The organism is Streptomyces sp. NPDC003248 (assembly GCF_055563235.1).
This window is the reverse complement of the sequence record NZ_JBVHDT010000002.1, coordinates 188,885-206,818: the sequence shown is the minus strand read 5'-3', so window position 1 is coordinate 206,818 and position 17,934 is coordinate 188,885. Positions and strand designations below refer to the sequence as shown.

The following is a 17,934-nucleotide window of genomic DNA, read 5'->3' as shown; positions in this document are numbered from 1 at the left end:
GGAGCGAGCTACCGGCGCGTAGATATATGTGGGGCGCGCCCCCGTTTCGTACGCCTTGGTGCGGTGATGCCACTGATGCGGCGCGCCGGGACGGGGCGGGGCCGGGACCGGAGGGGCAGGCGGGATGCCGTGCCCGAGTGCTCGGCCACAGCTGTTCGCACCCGCGCCGAACCCTCTTAAGGTGAGCAGTATTGAACGCGGTGGTGGTCACGAGGAGGACTGCGGTGAGCGAGACAAGCCCCAAGCTGCGCGCCGAGCTGGAGGGGATCCCCACCTACAAGCCGGGCAAGCCGGCCGCGGCGGGCGGTCCCGTGGCCTACAAGCTGTCCTCCAACGAGAACCCCTATCCGCCGCTGCCCGGAGTGATGGAGACGGTCACGGCGGCCGCCGCGTCCTTCAACCGCTATCCGGACATGGCCTGCACCGGCCTGGTGAACGAGCTGGCCGAGCGGTTCGGCGTGCCTGTCTCCCATCTGTCGACCGGCACCGGTTCGGTCGGGGTCGCCCAGCAGCTGGTGCAGGCGACCGCGGGTCCGGGCGACGAGATCATGTACGCCTGGCGATCGTTCGAGGCGTACCCGATCATCGCCCAGATCAGCGGTGCGGCCTCGGTGCAGGTACCGCTGACGCCGGGGGATGTGCACGATCTGGACGCGATGGCTGACGCGATCACCGAGCGGACCCGGCTGATCTTCGTCTGCAATCCCAACAACCCCACGGGCACCGTCGTGAAGCGGGCGGAGCTGGAGCGGTTCCTCGACCGGGTGCCCGGTGATGTGCTGGTCGTGCTGGACGAGGCCTATCGCGAGTTCATCCGCGATCCCGAGGTACCGGACGGTGTGGAGCTGTACCGGCAGCGGCCGAACGTCTGCGTGCTGCGCACCTTCTCCAAGGCCTACGGCCTCGCCGGGCTGCGCGTCGGTTTCGCGATCGCCCACGAGCCGGTGGCGGCGGCGCTGCGCAAGACGGCGGTGCCCTTCGGGGTGAGCCAGCTCGCGCAGGAAGCGGCGATCGCCTCGCTGCGGGCCGAGGACGAGCTGTTCGGCCGGGTCGGCTCCCTGGTCTGTGAGCGCCAGCGGGTGGTCAAGGGGCTCCGCGAGCAGGGCTGGACGGTGCCGGAGACGCAGGCGAACTTCGTGTGGCTGCGGCTCGGTGAGCGGACGACCGCCTTCGCGGCGGCGTGTGAGCAGGCCGGTGTCGTGGTCCGGGCGTTCCCCGGAGAGGGCGTGCGGGTGACCGTCGGGGAGACGGAGGCCAACGACATCCTCCTCAAGGTGACGGACGGGTTCCGCAAGGAGCTGTAGGGCGGCTCCGCGCGGGTGGCGACCCCTCTGGAGGGGGACCACCTGAGTGTGCGGATCGCTGTCGCGGGCGTCTCGGTTTCACGTGGAACCGAGACGCCCTTCCGTATGTCTGTCCACGGTGCCCTTCCGCCTTGTTTTTGCAGGTCAGAACGGTCTCCGCGCTTAAGGGACCCCCGCCCGCCGGGCTTCGAACGGGTATGCGTCATAATTGCTTGTGAATGTGAACGCTTTCACAAGCGTATGAGGTAAGGAGCGGCGACGTGGACCTGGCTTTGGCGCCGGAGACTCTGGCGCGCTGGCAGTTCGGCATCACGACCGTCTACCACTTCCTGTTCGTCCCCCTGACGATCTCGCTGGCCGCTCTGACGGCCGGCCTGCAGACGGCGTGGGTGCGCACGGAGAAGGAGAAGTACCTCAGGGCGACGAAGTTCTGGGGCAAGCTGTTCCTGATCAACATCGCGATGGGCGTGGTCACCGGCATCGTGCAGGAGTTCCAGTTCGGCATGAACTGGTCGGACTACTCGCGCTTCGTCGGTGACGTCTTCGGCGCTCCGCTGGCCTTCGAGGCCCTGATCGCCTTCTTCTTCGAGTCCACCTTCATCGGCCTGTGGATCTTCGGCTGGGACAAGCTGCCCAAGAAGATCCACCTGGCCTGCATCTGGATGGTCTCGATCGGCACGCTGCTGTCGGCGTACTTCATCCTCGCGGCCAACTCGTGGATGCAGCACCCCGTGGGCTACCGGATCAACGAGGCGAAGGGCCGCGCCGAGCTCACCGACTTCTGGCGGGTCCTCACCCAGAACACCGCGCTCAACCAGGTCTTCCACAGCTTCTCGGCGGCCTTCCTGACAGGCGGCGCCTTCATGGTGGGCATCGCCGCCTACCACCTGATGCGCAAGAAGCACATCCCCGAGATGCGCACGTCGCTCCGGCTGGGCCTGGTCACCCTGGCGGTCGGCGGGATGCTCACCGCGGTCAGCGGCGACACGCTCGGCAAGGTCATGTACGAGCAGCAGCCGATGAAGATGGCCGCGGCCGAGGCGCTCTGGGACGGCGAGGAGCCGGCGCCCTTCTCCGTCTTCGCGTACGGGGACGTCGACAAGGGGCACAACAAGGTCGCCCTGGAGATACCCGGCCTGCTGTCCTTCCTGGCCCACAGCGACTTCGAGTCGTACGTGCCCGGCATCAACGACACCAACGAGGCCTTGCAGGAGAAGTTCGGCGCCGGTGACTACAAGCCCATCGTCCCCGTCGCCTACTGGGGCTTCCGCTGGATGATCGGCTTCGGTATGGCGTCCTTCTCCCTCGGACTGCTGGGCCTGTGGCTCACCCGCAAGAAGTTCATGCTGCCGGCCGCGCTGCGGACCGCGGACGACGAAGTGCCGCACCTGGTGCTGCTGAAGAAGCCGCTCGGGACGAGGCTCACCCGGCTGTACTGGCTCCTGGCGCTCTGGACGATGGCCTTCCCCCTGATCGCCAACTCCTGGGGCTGGATCTTCACCGAGATGGGCCGCCAGCCCTGGGTCGTCTACGGCGTGATGCAGACCCGCGACGCGGTCTCCCCCGGTGTCTCCCAGGCCGAGATCCTCACCTCGATGATCGCCTTCACCCTGCTGTACGCAGTCCTCGCCGTCATCGAGGTCAGGCTGCTCGTGAAGTACGTCAAGGCCGGCCCGCCCGAGCTCACCGAGGCCGACCTCAACCCGCCCACGAAGATCGGCGGCGAGGCCCGTGACGCCGACAAGCCGATGGCCTTCTCGTACTAGGCCGAGGGAGCTGCACAGTCATGGAACTGCACGACGTCTGGTTCGTCCTCATCGCCGTCCTGTGGATCGGCTACTTCTTCCTGGAGGGCTTCGACTTCGGGGTCGGTGTCCTCACCAAGCTGCTCGCCCGCAACCGGCCCGAGCGGCGGGTGCTGATCAACACCATCGGTCCGGTGTGGGACGGCAACGAGGTGTGGCTGCTCTCGGCGGGCGGCGCGACCTTCGCCGCCTTCCCGGAGTGGTACGCCACGCTCTTCTCCGGCTTCTACCTGCCGCTGCTGCTCGTCCTCGTCTGCCTGATCGTGCGGGGCGTCGCCTTCGAGTACCGGGTGAAGCGGCCGGAGGAGAGGTGGCAGCGCAACTGGGAGCACGCGATCTTCTGGACGTCGCTCCTGCCCGCGTTCCTGTGGGGTGTGGCCTTCGGCAACATCGTGCGGGGCGTGAAGATCGACCGGAACTTCGAGTACGTCGGCGGCCTGGGGGACCTGCTCAACCCGTACGCGCTGCTCGGCGGCCTGGTCACCCTGACCCTGTTCACCTTCCACGGGGCGGTCTTCACGGCCCTCAAGACCGTCGGTGACATCCGGGAGCGGGCCCGGAAGCTGGCGTTCAAGGTCGGCCTGGCGACCGCCGTCCTGGCGCTGGTCTTCCTGCTCTGGACGCAGGCCGACCACGGTGACGGCAAGAGTCTGGCCGCACTGGTCGTGGCGGTCGTCGCCTTGGTCGCGGCGCTCGTGATGAACCAGGCCGGACGTGAAGGGTGGTCGTTCGCGCTGTCCGGCGTCACCATCGTGGCCGCCGTGACGATGCTGTTCCTGACGCTCTTCCCGAACGTCATGCCGTCGACGCTGAACGAGGAGTGGAGCCTCACGGTGACCAACGCCTCGTCGAGCCCGTACACCCTGAAGATCATGACCTGGTGCGCGGCCGTCGCCACGCCTGTCGTGATGGTCTACCAGGGGTGGACCTACTGGGTGTTCCGCAAGCGGATCGGAACCCAGCACCTCGCCGAAGCCGCGCACTGAGTTCGATTCGGGGCATGTTTCACGTGAAACATGCCCCTTGAGAAGAGGGTGTGTTTCACGTGAAACCGATCGACCCCCGTCTGCTCCGCTACGCACGGGCCACCCGTCTCTTCCTGGTGGCGGTCGTCGGTCTGGGTGCCGTCGGAGCGATGTTGGTCATCGCGCAGGCGATGCTCATCGCCGAGGTGGTCGTCGGCGCGTTCCAACGGGGGCTGTCCGTCGATGACCTCGGCACGCCGCTGCTGCTGTTGGCGGCCGTCGCGATCGGCCGCGCTCTGGTCTCCTGGCTCACCGAACTTGCCGCGCACCGCGCGAGTGCCGCTGTGAAGTCGGAGCTGCGCGGGAGGCTGCTCGAGCGTGCCGCGGAGCTGGGGCCGGGGTGGCTGAGCGGGCAGCGCACGGGTTCGCTGGTCGCCCTCGCCACACGGGGTGTGGACGCCCTCGACGGCTACTTCTCGCGGTATCTGCCGCAGCTGGGCCTCGCGGTGGTGGTGCCGGTGGCCGTGCTGGCGCGGATCGTGACCGAGGACTGGGTCTCCGCCGCCATCATCGTCGGCACCCTGCCGTTGATCCCGCTGTTCATGGCGCTGATCGGCTGGGCCACACAGTCGCGGATGGACCGTCAGTGGCGGCTGCTGTCCCGGTTGTCGGGTCACTTCCTGGACGTCGTGGCCGGGCTGCCCACCCTGAAGGTGTTCGGCCGGGCCAAGGCGCAGGCGGAGTCGATCCGCCGCATCACCGGCGAGTACCGGCAGGCGACCATGCGGACCCTGCGGATCGCGTTCCTCTCGTCGTTCGCTCTGGAACTGCTCTCCACGCTCTCCGTCGCCCTGGTCGCCGTGACGATCGGCATGCGACTCGTCCACGGCGAGATGGACCTGTACATCGGTCTGGTCATTCTCGTGCTCGCCCCGGAGGCGTATCTGCCGCTGCGGCAGGTCGGGGCCCAGTACCACGCGGCCGCCGAAGGACTCGCGGCGGCCGAGGAGATCTTCGCCGTGCTGGAGACACCGGTACCGGCCTCGGGCACGGGGCCGGTACCGGAGGGCGAGGTCGCCTTCGAGGGGGTCACGGTCCGCTATCCCGGACGGTCCGCCGACGCCGTCACCGAGGTGACCTTCACCGTCCGCCCGGGGGAGACGGTCGCGTTGGTGGGCCCGAGCGGAGTGGGCAAGTCGACCCTGCTGAACGCGCTTCTGGGCTTCGTACGGCCCGCCGAGGGGCGGATCCGGATCGGCGGAGCCGATCTGAGCGACCTGGACCTGGAGCAGTGGCGGTCCCGGATCGCCTGGGTGCCGCAGCGTCCGCACCTCTACGCCGGGACGATCGCCGAGAACGTCCGGCTGGCGCGTCCGGACGCCGATGACGCCGCCGTCCGGCGGGCGTTGCAGGACGCGGGCGCGCTGGAGTTCGTCGACGCGCTGCCCGCCGGGGACCGGACGGTGCTCGGCGAGGACGGTGCCGGACTGTCCGCCGGGCAGCGGCAGCGGCTGGCACTGGCCCGGGCGTTCCTCGCGGACCGGCCGGTGCTGCTGCTGGACGAGCCGACGGCGGCCCTGGACGGGGAGACCGAGGCGGAGGTCGTGGCGGCTGTACGACGGCTTGCGGCCGGGCGGACGGTGCTCCTGGTGGTGCACCGTCCGGCGCTGCTGGCGGTGGCGGACCGAGTGGTGCGGCTCGCGGTGGCGGATCGGACGCTATGGCCGGCAGCGGCGGACCGGGTGGCGGTGACGGGGCGGGCCGAGGTACGCGGAGGTGTCGAGGAGGCGTCCCAGAGCGTCCCGGCACCGTCGGCGGAAGCGCACACCCCCGCCTGGTCCGGTCCCCGCACGCGGCCGCAGGCCGCCGGCGGTGTCCTCGGCCGGGTCCGCGCCATGGCCGGGGCGCGGCGCGGCCGGCTCGCCCTCGCCCTGCTGCTCGGCAGTCTGGCCCTGGGCAGTGCGGTCGGACTCATGGCCACCTCCGGGTGGCTCATCTCGCGGGCCGCGCAGCAGCCGCCGGTGCTGTACCTGATGGTGGCCGTGACGGCGACCAGGGCCTTCGGGATCGGACGGGCCGTGTTCCGCTACGCCGAGCGGCTCGTGTCGCACGATGCCGTGCTGCGCATGCTCGCCGAGACCCGTGTCGCCGTCTACCGGCGGCTGGAACGGCTGGCGCCCGCCGGACTGCGCACCGCCCGCCGCGGCGATCTGCTGACACGGCTCGTCGCCGATGTGGACGCCCTCCAGGACTACTGGCTGCGGTGGCTGCTGCCGGCCGGCGCGGCCGTCGTCGTCTCGGCCGGATCCGTCGCGTTCACCGCGTGGTTGCTGCCCGAGGCGGGGGCGGTGCTCGCGGCGGGGCTGCTGGCGGCCGGCGTGGGCGTGCCGCTGATCACCGGCGCCGTGGCGCGCCGGGCGGAGCGCCGGCTCGCCCCTGCCCGGGGCGTGCTCGCCACCCGTACGGCGGACCTGCTCACCGGGACCGCCGAGCTGACCGTCACCGGCGCCCTGCCCGTCCGCGCCGCCGAGGTGCGGGCGGCCGACTCCGTGCTCACCCGGATCGCCTCGCGCGCCGCCACCGCCACCGCGCTCGGCGACGGGCTGACCGCGCTCCTCTCCGGGCTGACCGTCGCGGCCTCCGCCCTCGTCGGCGCCCAGGCCGTCGCCGACGGGCGACTGGGCGGCGTCACGACGGCCGTCGTCGTCCTCACGCCGCTGGCCGCCTTCGAGGCGGTGCTCGGGCTGCCGCCAGCCGTGCAGTTCCGCCAGCGGGTGCGCCGCAGCGCGGAGCGGGTGGTCGAGGTCCTGGACGCGCCCGAGCCGGTGCGTGAGCCGGAACGGCCCCGGAAGGCGCCCGTGTCGCCGTTCCCGCTCGTCGTCAAGGATCTCGTCGCCCGGCACGCCGGGCAGGACCGGGAAGCGCTCGCCGGTGTCGGCCTCACCCTGGAGCGGGGACGCCGGATCGCCGTCGTGGGGGCCTCCGGCTCCGGCAAGACCACCCTCGCGCAGGTGCTGCTGCGGTTCCTGGACGCGGAGGCGGGGGCGTACACGCTCGGCGGGGTCGACGCGTACGCCCTGAACGGCGACGACGTCCGTCGGCTGGTCGGGCTGTGCGCGCAGGACGCGCACCTGTTCGACAGCTCCGTCCGAGAGAACCTGCTGCTGGCGAGGAAGGACGCCACCGAGGACGACCTGAGGGACGCGCTGGCGCGGGCCCGGCTGCTGGAGTGGACCGACGGCCTGCCCGACGGGCTCGACACGTTCGTGGGCGAGCACGGCGCCCGGCTGTCCGGCGGGCAGCGGCAGCGGCTCGCGCTGGCCCGCGCGCTGCTCGCCGACTTCCCCGTCCTAGTGCTGGACGAGCCTGCCGAACACCTCGATCTGGCGACCGCGGACGCGCTCACCGCGGATCTGCTGGCCGCCACCGAGGGCCGTACGACGCTCCTCATCACGCATCGGCTGGCCGGTCTGGAGGCGGTGGACGAGGTGGTCGTGCTGGACGCGGGCCGGATCGTGCAGCGCGGCAGGTACACCGAACTGGTCGCCGAGGAGGGACCGTTGCGCAGGATGGCCGAGCGTGAGGCGGCGGCGGAGGAACGGGCCGGGGCACGCTGACCTCCCGGGGGAGCCGGGCGGGTCACAGAGCTGAGCCATTCGGGGCGGGCGGTCCCCCAGGCGTACGACTTGAACAGGACCGGCGCCGGGCCTGCACGACACGATCGCTGACATGTGCTCATCTCGCCGTCTCCCTCTGCTCGTCTCGGCCCTGCTGTGCGCGGCCATGGTGCTCGCGGCACGGCCCGCCGCCGCCGACGGCGCACCCGGCGAGGAGGGATCCGACTCCGACTCCGGCGTCAGCGCGCGGGTCGTGCGGCTGTACCGGGACGCGGCCGTGGCCACGCAGCGGTACGAGGCGGCACGGCTCGAGGCGGAGGCTCAGCGGGCCCGGGCCCAGCGGCTGGAGGAACTCCTCGACCGCGAACGGCAGAAGATCGCCGCTCTGCGCGAGGACCTGGGGCGTATCGCGCGCGCCCAGTACCGCGGCAGCGGGGGGCTGTCGTCCGCCGCGCACATAGTCCTGGCCCGTGACCCCGACGCGTGGATGCGTGGTCAGCGGGTCTTCTCCCGGACGGCCGAGGCCGTCGACAACGTGATCGGCAGGAACCGGCGGGCGGAGGCACGGCTGGCCGTCGACGAGGCGAAGGCCGCCGCGGCCTGGCAGGTGCTGGACCGGCGCCACACGGAACTGTCCGTGCTGAAGCAGGGCATCGAGCAGAAGCTGGAACAGGCGCGGTGGGAGTTGCAGGGGCGGGCGGACGCCTCGGTGGCGGCCGGCTCGTGCCGCGGTGCCGTACGCCTCGACCAGCCGTCGCCGCGCCGCACCCAGGAGTGGGTGACGCCCGTCGAGGCGTACACCCTGTCCGCGAGCTTCGGCAGCGGAGGGGACCACTGGGCCGACCTGCACACCGGGCAGGACTTCGCGGTGCCGATCGGGACGCCCGTGCGGGCGGTCGGCGTGGGCCTGGTGGTGCGGGTGTCGTGCGGGGGCCCGTTCGGCATCGAGGTGGTGCTCCAGCACGCCGACGGCTACTACACGCAGTACGCCCACCTCGCGGCGGTCACCGTCGACCAGGGCGAGCAGGTGGTCCCCGGACAGTGGGTCGGCCAGTCCGGCACGAGCGGCAACTCCACGGGGCCGCACCTGCACTTCGAGGTGCGGGTCACCCCGCAGGCGGGGTCGGCGGTGGACCCGGTGCCCTGGCTGGCGGTACGCGGGGCGCCCGTCGAGTAGGGCGTTCGCCGGGGGCGCGTCTCAGCGGGAGGGCCGGGCCCGTTCGGCGACCAGTTGCTCGATGACGACGGCGACCCCGTCGTCGTTGTTGGCGACCGTCTGACCGGAGGCCGCCGCGACGACGTCCGGATGGGCGTTGCCCATGGCGTAGGACCGGCCCGCCCAGGTGAGCATCTCGACGTCGTTCGGCATGTCCCCGAAGGCGACGACCTCCTCGTGGGAGATACCGCGCTCGGCGCAGCACAGCGCGAGTGTGCTGGCCTTGGAGACCTCGGGTCCGCTGATCTCCAGCAGGGCGCTGGGGCTGGAGCGGGTGACGTTGGCGCGGTCGCCGATGGCGAGGCGCGCGAGGGTGAGGAAGGCGTCGGGATCGAGCGTGGGGTGGAAGGCGAGGATCTTCAGCACCGGCTCGCCGGCGCCGGGTGCGTCCGGTCCCAGCAGCCGCTCGGCCGGCGCCAGGGCGTCCGGTACCTCCAGGTGCATCTTCGGGTACTCCGGCTCCTGGTAGAAGCCGTAGGTCTGCTCGACGGCGTACATCGTCCCGGGTGCCGCCTCACGCAGCAGCCGTACGGCGTCCAGCGCGTTCCGCCGGGCCAGCTCCCGCACCTTCACGAACCGGTGGGCGCCGCGGCCGCCGTGCAGGTCGACCACGGCGGCGCCGTTGCCGCAGATCGCGAGGCCGTGCCCGTGGACGTGCTCGCTGACGACGTCCATCCAGCGGGCCGGGCGGCCGGTGACGAAGAAGACCTCGATGCCCGCTTCCTCGGCCGCCGCCAGGGCCGCGACGGTCCGTGGGGACACCGACTTGTCGTCCCGCAGCAGGGTGCCGTCGAGGTCGGTGGCGATCAGCCGGGGCGGGACAGTGGCGGCAGGGGGCTCGGGCTGTCGAGTCGCTGAGGTCACCGGGCCATTGTCCCGCATGCCTCCGCACGTCCGTGCGGGGCTCCGCACGGACGAGGCCTCGCCTGCCGGCCCTGCCGCCCCTGTCAGCTCTGCCGGTGAAGCCGGCGGTCAGCGCAGTTGCCCCGGCGCCTCCATGGCGATCTGCTCGAAGACCTTCTCGTCCGCCGCGAAGTCGGAGTCGGGGATCGGCCAGTGGAGCACGAGCTCCGTGAAGCCGAGTTCCTGGTGCCGGCCCGCGAAGTCGACGAAGGCGTCCAGGGACTCCAGCGGGCGGCCGCGGTCCGGGGTGAACCCGGTGAGCAGGATCTTGTCGAGCTCCTGGACGTCCCGCCCGAGGGCCACGCAGGCGTCCGTCAGCTTCTCGATCTGGTCGCGGAGAGCCTGCACCGACTGCTCCGGGGTGCCGGTCTCGTACAGCCTGGGATCGCCGGTGGTCACCCAGGCCTGTCCGTGCCGGGCCGCCAGCTTCAGCCCGCGCGGGCCGGTCGCGGCGATCGCGAAGGGCAGCCGGGGCCGCTGGACGCAGCCGGGGATGGTGCGCGCCTCGTGAGCCGCGTAGAAATCACCCTCGTACGACACGGAGTCCTCGGTGAGCAGCCGGTCGAGCAGGGGCACGAACTCGGCGAAGCGGTCGGCGCGCTCACGGGCGGTCCACGGCTCCTGGCCGAGGGCGGTGGCGTCGAAGCCGGTGCCGCCCGCGCCGATGCCCAGGGTGACGCGACCGCCGGAGATGTCGTCCAGGGAGATCAGTTCCTTGGCGAGGGTGACCGGGTGCCGGAAGTTCGGCGAGGTCACCAGCGTGCCGAGGCGCAGACGGTCGGTGATCGACGCGGCGGCGGTGAGCGTCGGGACGGCACCGAACCACGGGCCGTCGCGAAAGGTACGCCAGGACAGGTGGTCGTAGGTGTACCCGGCGTGGAAGCCGAGCTGCTCGGCACGTGTCCAGGACCGGGCACCGCCTTCGTTCCAGCGGCGGTGCGGGAGGATCACGGTACTCAGTCGCAGACTCATGACGTCGAGCGTAGGCGGCCGACCCCGTTTCACGTGAAACGGTCAGCGCCCTTCCTGACCGTGGCGTGGCCGTGAGGGGGACGGCGGCTGACGGGATCGCCGCTCGCCGCTCGCCTCCCGTCGTACGGCTTCCGCCGCTCGCCTCCCGTCGTACGCCTCCCGCTCAGTGCGTCTCCGGAAAGCGCAGGTACCGCGGCGGTACGGCCTTCGTCAGCCACACCCCGTTGGCGCTGACGTGGAAGACGTACCCGTCACGGTGCATGGCTCCGGCGTCCACGGAGAGCACCACCGGCCGGCCGCGCCGGGCGCCGACCCTGGTCGCCGTCTCGCGGTCGGGTGAGAGGTGCACGTCGTGCCGGCTCATGGGGCGCAGCCCCTCGGCCCGGATCGCCTCCAGACAGCGGTCCGCGGTCCCGTGGTAGAGGTACGGCGGCGGGGTCGCCGGGGGCAGACCGAGGTCCACCTCGATGCTGTGGCCCTGGCTGGCCCGGATACGGGTGCCCTCGACCGCGAAGCGTTTCTTGTCGTTGGCGGCGACCACCTGGTCCAGTTCGTCCCGGGTGATGGGGAAGCCGTGGGCCGCGAGGGCCGCGATCAGCGTCTCGATCTCGACCCAGCCGCCGTCGTCGAGCCGGAGGCCGATGCGCTCGGGCTGGTGGCGCAGGTGTTTGGAGAGGTACTTCGACACCTTCACCACGCGTCGTTCGTCCATCCGCTCAGCATGACGGGCGAGACGTGAATCACGCATTTTGTTTTACGTCCGAGGTTTGGTCCACAAGCAACCCGTGTTATCCACAGGGGAATTGGCGTCTCTGTGGACAACTGGACTGCCTCAGCGTCCTGTTCAGGCAAACCGGGCCGCTTTTCAGTGCAGTTGAAGGTCCGTCCCTGAACCTCTCATCCCAGCGGCCTGATGCGCGCGAGGCGCCTCAACACCCCCGGCGCCACTCGCGACAACGCGTGCACAGCGCGCGCCTCGGGAGTCACCGAGACCACCGCGTCGTCCCGCAGCACCGCGCGCAGGATCGCCCGTGCGACCTTCTCCGGCGGGTAGTTGCGCAGCCCGTACGCGCGCCGGGACCGCTTCCGCCGACGCGCCTCCTCCGCGGCGTCGACGCCGACGAACCGCGCCGTGGACGTGATGCCGGTGTCGACCAGGCCGGGGCAGACCGCCGTGACACCGATGTCCCGACCGGCCAGTTCGGCGCGGAGGCACTCGCTCAGCATCAGGACGGCGGCCTTGGACGTGCTGTAGGCGGGCAGCACCCGTGAGGGCTGGAAGGCGGCGGCCGACGCGATGTTGACGATGTGGCCGCCCTGGCCGCGTTCGGTCATCTGCCGGCCGAAGAGACGACAGCCGTGGATGACGCCCCAGAGGTTGACGTCCAGGAGCTTGCGCCAGTCCTCGGGCGTGGTGTCGAAGAAGGAGCCCGACAGGCCGATCCCCGCGTTGTTCACCAGCACGTCCAACACGCCGTGCGTGGTGAGGACTTCGTCGGACAGCTTCTCCATCGCCCGTTCGTCGGCCACGTCGACCTGCTTGGCCCAGGCCTCCGGTGCGCCGGCCAGACGGGACGCCGCGGCGGTGCGGGCCGCGCCGTCCGCGTCCAGGTCCACGGCGATCACACGGGCGCCGGCCTCGGCGAACGCGAGGGCCGTGGCCCGTCCGATGCCGCTGCCCGCCCCGGTGACCAACACGAGCTGTCCGCCGAAGCGTTCGGCGAACGGGCCGTGGGCCCGCCCTGCGTGCACCGGGTCCGCAGCGCCGTGACCGATGTCGCCCTCCGCCTCCACCGCAGTCACGAACTCCGCGATCCAGGCCGAGACCTGATCCGGCCGGGTGCGCGGAACCCAGTGCCGCGCGGCCAGCGTCCGCCGTGTCAACCGGGGTACCCATTGATCCAGTTCGTCGTACAGCCACGCCGACAGATACGCGTCGTCGAGGGGCGTGATGAGCTGCACGGGCGCGTGCGCCTGCGCGTCGGGCCGGGGACGGCGCATCCGGGGCCGTACGTTGTCGCGGTACAACCAGGCGCCGTGGGCGGCGTCGTCGGGCAGGGAGGACGTCGGGTAGTCGCCGGCCGGGACCTTCTCCAGCCGTCGCAGAACGCCCGGCCAGAGCCTGCCGAGGGGTCCGCGCCAGGCGAGTTCGGGCAGGACGGGCGTGTGCAGCAGGTACACGTACCAGGACTTGGCGCCCTGGCCGAGGAGTTGCCCGACCCGGCGCGGAGTGGGCCGGCGCAGGCGCCGTTCGATCCAGTGGCCGAAGTGGTCCAGGGACGGGCCGGACATCGACGTGAAGGAGGCGATCCTGCCCCGGGTCCGCTCGGCCGTGACGAACTCCCAGCCCTGGACGGATCCCCAGTCGTGGCCCACCAGGTGGACCGGCCTGCCGGGGCTGACCGCGTCGACGACCGCCAGGAAGTCGTCGGTCAGCTTCTCCAGGGTGAAACCGCCCCGCAGCGGCGCGGGCGCGGTGGAACGGCCGTGGCCGCGGACGTCGTAGAGGACCACGTGGAAGCAGTCGGCCAGCCGGGACGCGACCTGCGACCACACCTCCTTGCTGTCCGGATAGCCGTGCACCAGGACGACCACCGGCCGTTCGGGGTCGCCGAGTTCGGCCACGCACAACTCGATCCCGCCGGTCGGCACCCGGCGCTCGCGCACACCCTCCGGCAGCGTCACTCCGCCTTCACCTCTCCCTCGCCCGGGCCTCCGTCACGTCCAGGGCCGGTGGCGGCCGGCGACGGCGCCGACGCGATCGGGCCGCCCGCGCCGCTCGCCACGCGCGGCCTGCCGCGCTACGTGGTGTCCGTAACGTGACCCCGCCGAATCTGGCACTTGTTAGAGGAGGCGTCAATAGCGTGGACACCCAGCAGTCGATCACCACCCCTCACCCTCAGGCAGGGGTTCCCCTACGGACCCGTACGTCTGAGGTCGGACGCGAGAACGGCTCTGAGGTCTGACGCGTCGCGTGGCGTACGTCACTACCTTCGACGGTGTGACTGTGATCGCGACCGAAAGCCTGAGCAAGCGGTTCCCCCGGGTGACCGCGCTCGACCGGCTGTCCGTGGACGTCGGACCCGGTGTGACCGGACTCGTCGGCGCCAACGGAGCCGGCAAGTCCACGCTCATCAAGATCCTGCTGGGTCTCTCGCCCGCCACGGAGGGCCGCGCCGCGGTGCTCGGCCTCGACGTCGCCACCGAGGGCGCAGCCATCCGTGAACGCGTCGGCTACATGCCGGAGCACGACTGCCTGCCACCCGACGTCTCGGCCACCGAGTTCGTCGTGCACATGGCACGGATGTCGGGCCTGCCGCCGACGGCCGCGCGCGAACGCACCGCGGACACGCTGCGCCACGTCGGCCTGTACGAGGAGCGCTACCGCCCCATCGGCGGCTACTCGACCGGAATGAAGCAGCGCGTCAAGCTGGCGCAGGCCCTCGTCCACGACCCCCAGCTGGTCTTCCTCGACGAGCCGACCAACGGCCTCGACCCGGTCGGCCGCGACGACATGCTCGGCCTCATCCGCCGTATCCACACCGATTTCGGCATCTCGGTCCTGGTCACCTCGCACCTGCTGGGCGAGCTGGAGCGCACCTGCGACCACGTCGTGGTCATCGACGGCGGCAAGCTCCTGCGCTCCAGCTCCACCACCGACTTCACCCAGACCACGACCACCCTCGCGATCGAGGTCACCGACACCGACGAGCACCCCGACGGCACCCGCGCGGTGCGCGAGGCGCTCCGCGAGCGGGGGGCCGACGTCCTCGACGGCCACAGCGGCCTGCCGGGCTCGGGCCACATCCTGCTGCTGACCGCACAGGGCGAGGAGACGTACGACCTGGTCCGGGACGTGGTCGCCGACCTGGGCCTCGGCCTGGTGCGCATGGAACAGCGCCGGCACCACATCGCGGAAGTCTTCAAGGACGCCGACAAGGACACCGACAAGGACGGCGACCAGGGCACCGGCACGGGCATCGGCAAGGACAGCGGCGAGCAGCGGAAGGAGGCCGTCGGCCATGGCGGTTGAACAGCACCCCGTCACCTCCCCGTCGGGTGACCAGAGCCGCATCCACGACATCGGCTACCGCGGGTACGACGGCCCGCGCCTGGGCCGTTCCTACGCCCGCCGCTCCCTCTACTCGCAGTCCCTGCGGGGCGCCTACGGCCTCGGCCGGTCGGTGAAGTCCAAGGTGCTGCCCATGCTGCTGTTCGTGGTGATGTGCGTGCCCGCGGCCATCATGGTCGCCGTCGCGGTCGCCACGAAGGCCGAGGAACTCCCCCTGGACTACACCCGGTACGCGATCGTCATGCAGGCCGTGATCAGCCTGTACGTCGCCTCCCAGGCACCCCAGTCCGTCTCGCGCGACCTGCGCTTCAAGACCGTGCCGCTGTACTTCTCCCGTCCGATCGAGACCGCCGACTACGTGGGCGCCAAGTTCGCCGCGCTCGCCTCGGCGCTGTTCGTCCTCACCGCCGCACCGCTGCTGGTGCTCTACGTGGGCGCCCTGCTGGCCAAGCTGGACTTCGCCGACCAGACCGAGGGATTCGCCCAGGGACTGGTGTCCGTGGCCCTGCTCTCCCTGCTCCTCGCCGGTATCGGACTGGTCATCGCCGCCGCCACCCCCCGCCGCGGCTTCGGCATCGCGGCCGTCATCGCCGTCCTGACCATCTCCTACGGCGCGGTCTCCACGCTCCAGGCCATCGCCGACGTCCAGGACAGCACCGGCGCCATCGCCTGGATCGGCCTGTTCTCGCCGATCACGCTCATCGGCGGGGTGCAGTCGGCCTTCCTCGGCGCGACCTCGGCGTTCCCCGGCGGGATCGGCCCCTCCAGCGGCGAGGGCGTGGTCTACGTCCTCGTCACCCTCGGCCTGATCGCCGCCTGCTACGGCCTGCTGCTGCGCCGCTACCGGAAGGTGGGACTGTGACCACGCTCTCCCTCGACCACGTCTCCCGCTGGTTCGGCAACGTGGTCGCCGTCAACGACATCACCATGACCATCGGGCCGGGCGTCACCGGCCTGCTCGGCCCGAACGGCGCCGGCAAGTCCACCCTCATCAACATGATGGGCGGCTTCCTCGCCCCCTCCACCGGCACCGTCACCCTCGACGGACAGCAGGTGTGGCGCAACGAGCAGATCTACCGGCACATCGGCATCGTCCCCGAACGCGAGGCGATGTACGACTTCCTCACCGGCCGCGAGTTCGTGGTCGCCAACGCCGAGCTGCACGGCCTGGGCGAGAAGGCCGCCCGGAAGGCGCTGGCCACCGTGGAGATGGAGTACGCCCAGGACCGGAAGATCCAGACGTACTCCAAGGGCATGCGTCAGCGCGTGAAGATGGCGAGCGCCCTCGTCCACGACCCGTCGCTGCTGCTGCTCGACGAACCCTTCAACGGCATGGACCCGCGCCAGCGCATGCACCTCATGGACCTGCTGCGGCGCATGGGCGACGAGGGCCGCACGGTGCTGTTCTCCTCGCACATCCTCGAAGAGGTCGAGCAGTTGGCCCGGCACATCGAGGTCGTCGTCGCCGGACGCCATGCGGCCAGCGGTGACTTCCGCAGGATCCGCCGCCTGATGACCGACCGCCCGCACCGGTACCTGGTGCGCTCCAGCGACGACCGTGCCCTCGCGGCCGCGCTGATCGCGGACCCGTCGACGTCCGGCATCGAGGTCGACCTCGCCGAGGGCGCGCTGCGCGTCCAGGCCGTCGACTTCGGCCGCTTCACGGCCCTGCTGCCGAAGGTGGCGCGCGACCACGGCATCCGCCTGCTCACGGTCTCGCCGTCCGACGAGTCTCTCGAGTCCGTCTTCTCGTATCTGGTCGCGGCGTAGGAGGCCGAAGATGTACGACCCCACCGTCGCCCGCCTCACCTACCGGGCCCTGCTCGGCCGTCGCCGGGCCCTCATCCTCGGCGCGCTGCCGCTGCTGCTGATCGCGATCTCCGTGGTCGTGCGCGCTCTCGCCGGAGCCGACGACCAGACGGCCTCCGACCTGCTCGGCGGGCTCGCGCTCGCCACCATGGTGCCGATCATCGGCGTGATCGCGGGCACCGGCGCGATCGGCCCGGAGATCGACGACGGCTCCGTGGTGTACCTGCTGTCCAAGCCGCTGAAGCGGCCCACGATCATCTTCACCAAGCTGATCGTGGCGATCGCGGTGACGATGGTCTTCTCGGCGCTGCCGACGCTGATCGCGGGCTTCGTCCTCAACGGCAACGGCCAGCAGATCGCCGTCGCCTACACGGTGGCCGCGCTGGTCTCCTCCATCGCCTACGCCGCGCTGTTCCTGCTGCTGGGCACGGTGTCCCGGCACGCGGTGGTCTTCGGCCTCGTCTACGCCCTCGTCTGGGAGGCCCTGTTCGGGTCCCTGGTGCCGGGCGCGCGCACGCTCAGCGTCCAGCAGTGGTCGCTGGCGGTCGCCGACAAGGTCGCCGGCGGGGACCTGATCGTCTCCGACGTCGGCCTGACGACGGCGACGGTCCTGCTGGTCACGGTGACCGTGCTGGCCACCTGGTACGCGGGCCAGAAGCTGCGGGCGCTGACGCTGGCGGGCGAGGAGTGAACGACGGGGGCGGCGCCTGCGGACACCGTGTGGCGCCGCCCGCGCCGTTTTATTCAGTGGCGCGCGGTGTGCCCGGACGGCACAGTGGTCGTGTCCGCGGGCGCCGGGACGGTACCGGCGCCACGTACGGGGAGAGGAGCGGGACGATGTCCCTGCACAGCAGTCCGTTCCGCTTCCGACAGGGCAGCCCCCAGCGGGCTCCGGAGTAGTTACCCCTCCGTCGAGCCCGCCCCACACGGGGGACTGCCCGGGGCGGCCGCTTCGAGCACGCGATGTCGCTCTCGCGTGAGGCCGCCCACCCGGAGGATTGGCCGAGTGGTAAGGCACCGGCTTGCTGAGCCGTGGTCGGGTCGGAAGGCCCGCGCACGTTCGATCCGTGCATCCTCCGCGAGACGTTGTCACTGGGACTGGGCCGGGGGTCGGTCGGCGGTACTGAGGGAAGGGTGGGGCGGGAGCGGGGAGTTCTTCGGGTGCGGGAGCGTCGTGGCTGGTCGCGCAGTTCCCCGCGCCCCTGATCGCCTGTGGCGATCGGGGGCGCGATTGGCCGGTGCTCCTGATCGCCTGGTCGCCTGTGGTGATC

General features: G+C 71.2%; 13 protein-coding genes and 1 tRNA gene. 10 read left to right on the top strand and 4 right to left on the bottom strand.

The genetic code is table 11. From position 1 onward, the window contains the following. Positions 1–224 precede the first annotated feature (224 nt). The 5 genes from hisC (at position 225) to ACZ3KJ_RS06240 (ending at position 8,868) form a co-directional block, all read left to right on the top strand. On the top strand, positions 225–1,304 hold the full coding sequence (gene hisC, locus ACZ3KJ_RS06260; RefSeq protein WP_467525044.1) for a histidinol-phosphate transaminase: 1,080 nt from the start codon (positions 225–227) through the stop codon (positions 1,302–1,304). A 260-nt stretch (positions 1,305–1,564) separates the two neighbouring features. After that, positions 1,565–3,070, top strand: coding sequence for a cytochrome ubiquinol oxidase subunit I (locus ACZ3KJ_RS06255; protein ID WP_467525042.1), 1,506 nt, complete (start codon positions 1,565–1,567; stop codon positions 3,068–3,070). Between the two features lie 20 nt (positions 3,071–3,090). Continuing rightward, positions 3,091–4,095 carry a cytochrome d ubiquinol oxidase subunit II gene (cydB, locus tag ACZ3KJ_RS06250; RefSeq protein WP_467525040.1) on the top strand — a complete coding sequence of 335 codons (1,005 nt, stop codon included), beginning with the start codon at positions 3,091–3,093 and terminating at the stop codon, positions 4,093–4,095. Positions 4,096–4,154: 59 nt separating this feature from the next. Next, positions 4,155–7,691 (top strand): thiol reductant ABC exporter subunit CydD, encoded by a 3,537-nt coding sequence (gene cydD / locus ACZ3KJ_RS06245; protein WP_467525038.1) that lies wholly within the window; start codon positions 4,155–4,157, stop codon positions 7,689–7,691. A gap of 112 nt (positions 7,692–7,803) precedes the next feature. Further along, the gene (locus ACZ3KJ_RS06240) at positions 7,804–8,868 is read left to right on the top strand and encodes a M23 family metallopeptidase (protein WP_467525036.1); all 1,065 of its coding nucleotides are present in this window, start codon (positions 7,804–7,806) and stop codon (positions 8,866–8,868) included. 21 nt (positions 8,869–8,889) lie between these two features. Here the strand turns inward: ACZ3KJ_RS06240 and ACZ3KJ_RS06235 are convergent, their stop codons facing one another. The 4 genes from ACZ3KJ_RS06235 to ACZ3KJ_RS06220 all read right to left on the bottom strand — a co-directional run bounded on the left by ACZ3KJ_RS06235 (position 8,890) and on the right by ACZ3KJ_RS06220 (position 13,467). Continuing rightward, complete coding sequence (locus ACZ3KJ_RS06235) at positions 8,890–9,789, bottom strand: HAD hydrolase family protein (protein WP_467525035.1); 900 nt, start codon at positions 9,787–9,789, stop codon at positions 8,890–8,892. A 90-nt stretch (positions 9,790–9,879) separates the two neighbouring features. Continuing rightward, positions 9,880–10,782, bottom strand: coding sequence for an LLM class flavin-dependent oxidoreductase (locus tag ACZ3KJ_RS06230; protein ID WP_467525033.1), 903 nt, complete (start codon positions 10,780–10,782; stop codon positions 9,880–9,882). A 163-nt stretch (positions 10,783–10,945) separates the two neighbouring features. Further along, on the bottom strand, positions 10,946–11,494 hold the full coding sequence (locus tag ACZ3KJ_RS06225; protein WP_467525031.1) for an RNA 2'-phosphotransferase: 549 nt from the start codon (positions 11,492–11,494) through the stop codon (positions 10,946–10,948). A 185-nt stretch (positions 11,495–11,679) separates the two neighbouring features. Then, positions 11,680–13,467, bottom strand: coding sequence for an SDR family oxidoreductase (locus tag ACZ3KJ_RS06220; RefSeq protein WP_467525030.1), 1,788 nt, complete (start codon positions 13,465–13,467; stop codon positions 11,680–11,682). 322 nt (positions 13,468–13,789) lie between these two features. Between ACZ3KJ_RS06220 and ACZ3KJ_RS06215 the strand changes: the two genes are divergently transcribed. The 5 genes from ACZ3KJ_RS06215 (at position 13,790) to ACZ3KJ_RS06195 (ending at position 17,742) form a co-directional block, all read left to right on the top strand. Further along, complete coding sequence (locus tag ACZ3KJ_RS06215) at positions 13,790–14,815, top strand: ABC transporter ATP-binding protein (protein ID WP_467525029.1); 1,026 nt, start codon at positions 13,790–13,792, stop codon at positions 14,813–14,815. Then, complete coding sequence (locus ACZ3KJ_RS06210; RefSeq protein ID WP_467525027.1) at positions 14,805–15,716, top strand: ABC transporter permease; 912 nt, start codon at positions 14,805–14,807, stop codon at positions 15,714–15,716. Before ACZ3KJ_RS06215 ends, ACZ3KJ_RS06210 begins: the two co-directional genes overlap by 11 nt. Next, on the top strand, positions 15,713–16,624 hold the full coding sequence (locus ACZ3KJ_RS06205) for an ABC transporter ATP-binding protein (protein ID WP_467525026.1): 912 nt from the start codon (positions 15,713–15,715) through the stop codon (positions 16,622–16,624). The genes ACZ3KJ_RS06210 and ACZ3KJ_RS06205 overlap by 4 nt, the downstream gene beginning before the upstream one ends. A gap of 10 nt (positions 16,625–16,634) precedes the next feature. After that, the gene (locus tag ACZ3KJ_RS06200) at positions 16,635–17,354 is read left to right on the top strand and encodes an ABC transporter permease subunit (RefSeq protein WP_389518938.1); all 720 of its coding nucleotides are present in this window, start codon (positions 16,635–16,637) and stop codon (positions 17,352–17,354) included. 301 nt (positions 17,355–17,655) lie between these two features. After that, positions 17,656–17,742, top strand: a tRNA-Ser gene (locus ACZ3KJ_RS06195). Positions 17,743–17,934: the final 192 nt, after the last annotated feature.

What these genes read in the sequence shown, in the direction of transcription:
- cydB (WP_467525040.1), top strand. Translation starts at nt 3,091, where the DNA reads ATGGAACTGCACGACGTCTGGTTCGTCCTCATCGCCGTCCTGTGGATC.
- ACZ3KJ_RS06240 (WP_467525036.1), top strand. Translation starts at nt 7,804, where the DNA reads ATGTGCTCATCTCGCCGTCTCCCTCTGCTCGTCTCGGCCCTGCTGTGC.
- ACZ3KJ_RS06235 (WP_467525035.1), bottom strand. Translation starts at nt 9,789, where the DNA reads ATGCGGGACAATGGCCCGGTGACCTCAGCGACTCGACAGCCCGAGCCC.
- ACZ3KJ_RS06230 (WP_467525033.1), bottom strand. Translation starts at nt 10,782, where the DNA reads ATGAGTCTGCGACTGAGTACCGTGATCCTCCCGCACCGCCGCTGGAAC.
- ACZ3KJ_RS06225 (WP_467525031.1), bottom strand. Translation starts at nt 11,494, where the DNA reads ATGGACGAACGACGCGTGGTGAAGGTGTCGAAGTACCTCTCCAAACAC.
- ACZ3KJ_RS06210 (WP_467525027.1), top strand. Translation starts at nt 14,805, where the DNA reads ATGGCGGTTGAACAGCACCCCGTCACCTCCCCGTCGGGTGACCAGAGC.
- ACZ3KJ_RS06200 (WP_389518938.1), top strand. Translation starts at nt 16,635, where the DNA reads ATGTACGACCCCACCGTCGCCCGCCTCACCTACCGGGCCCTGCTCGGC.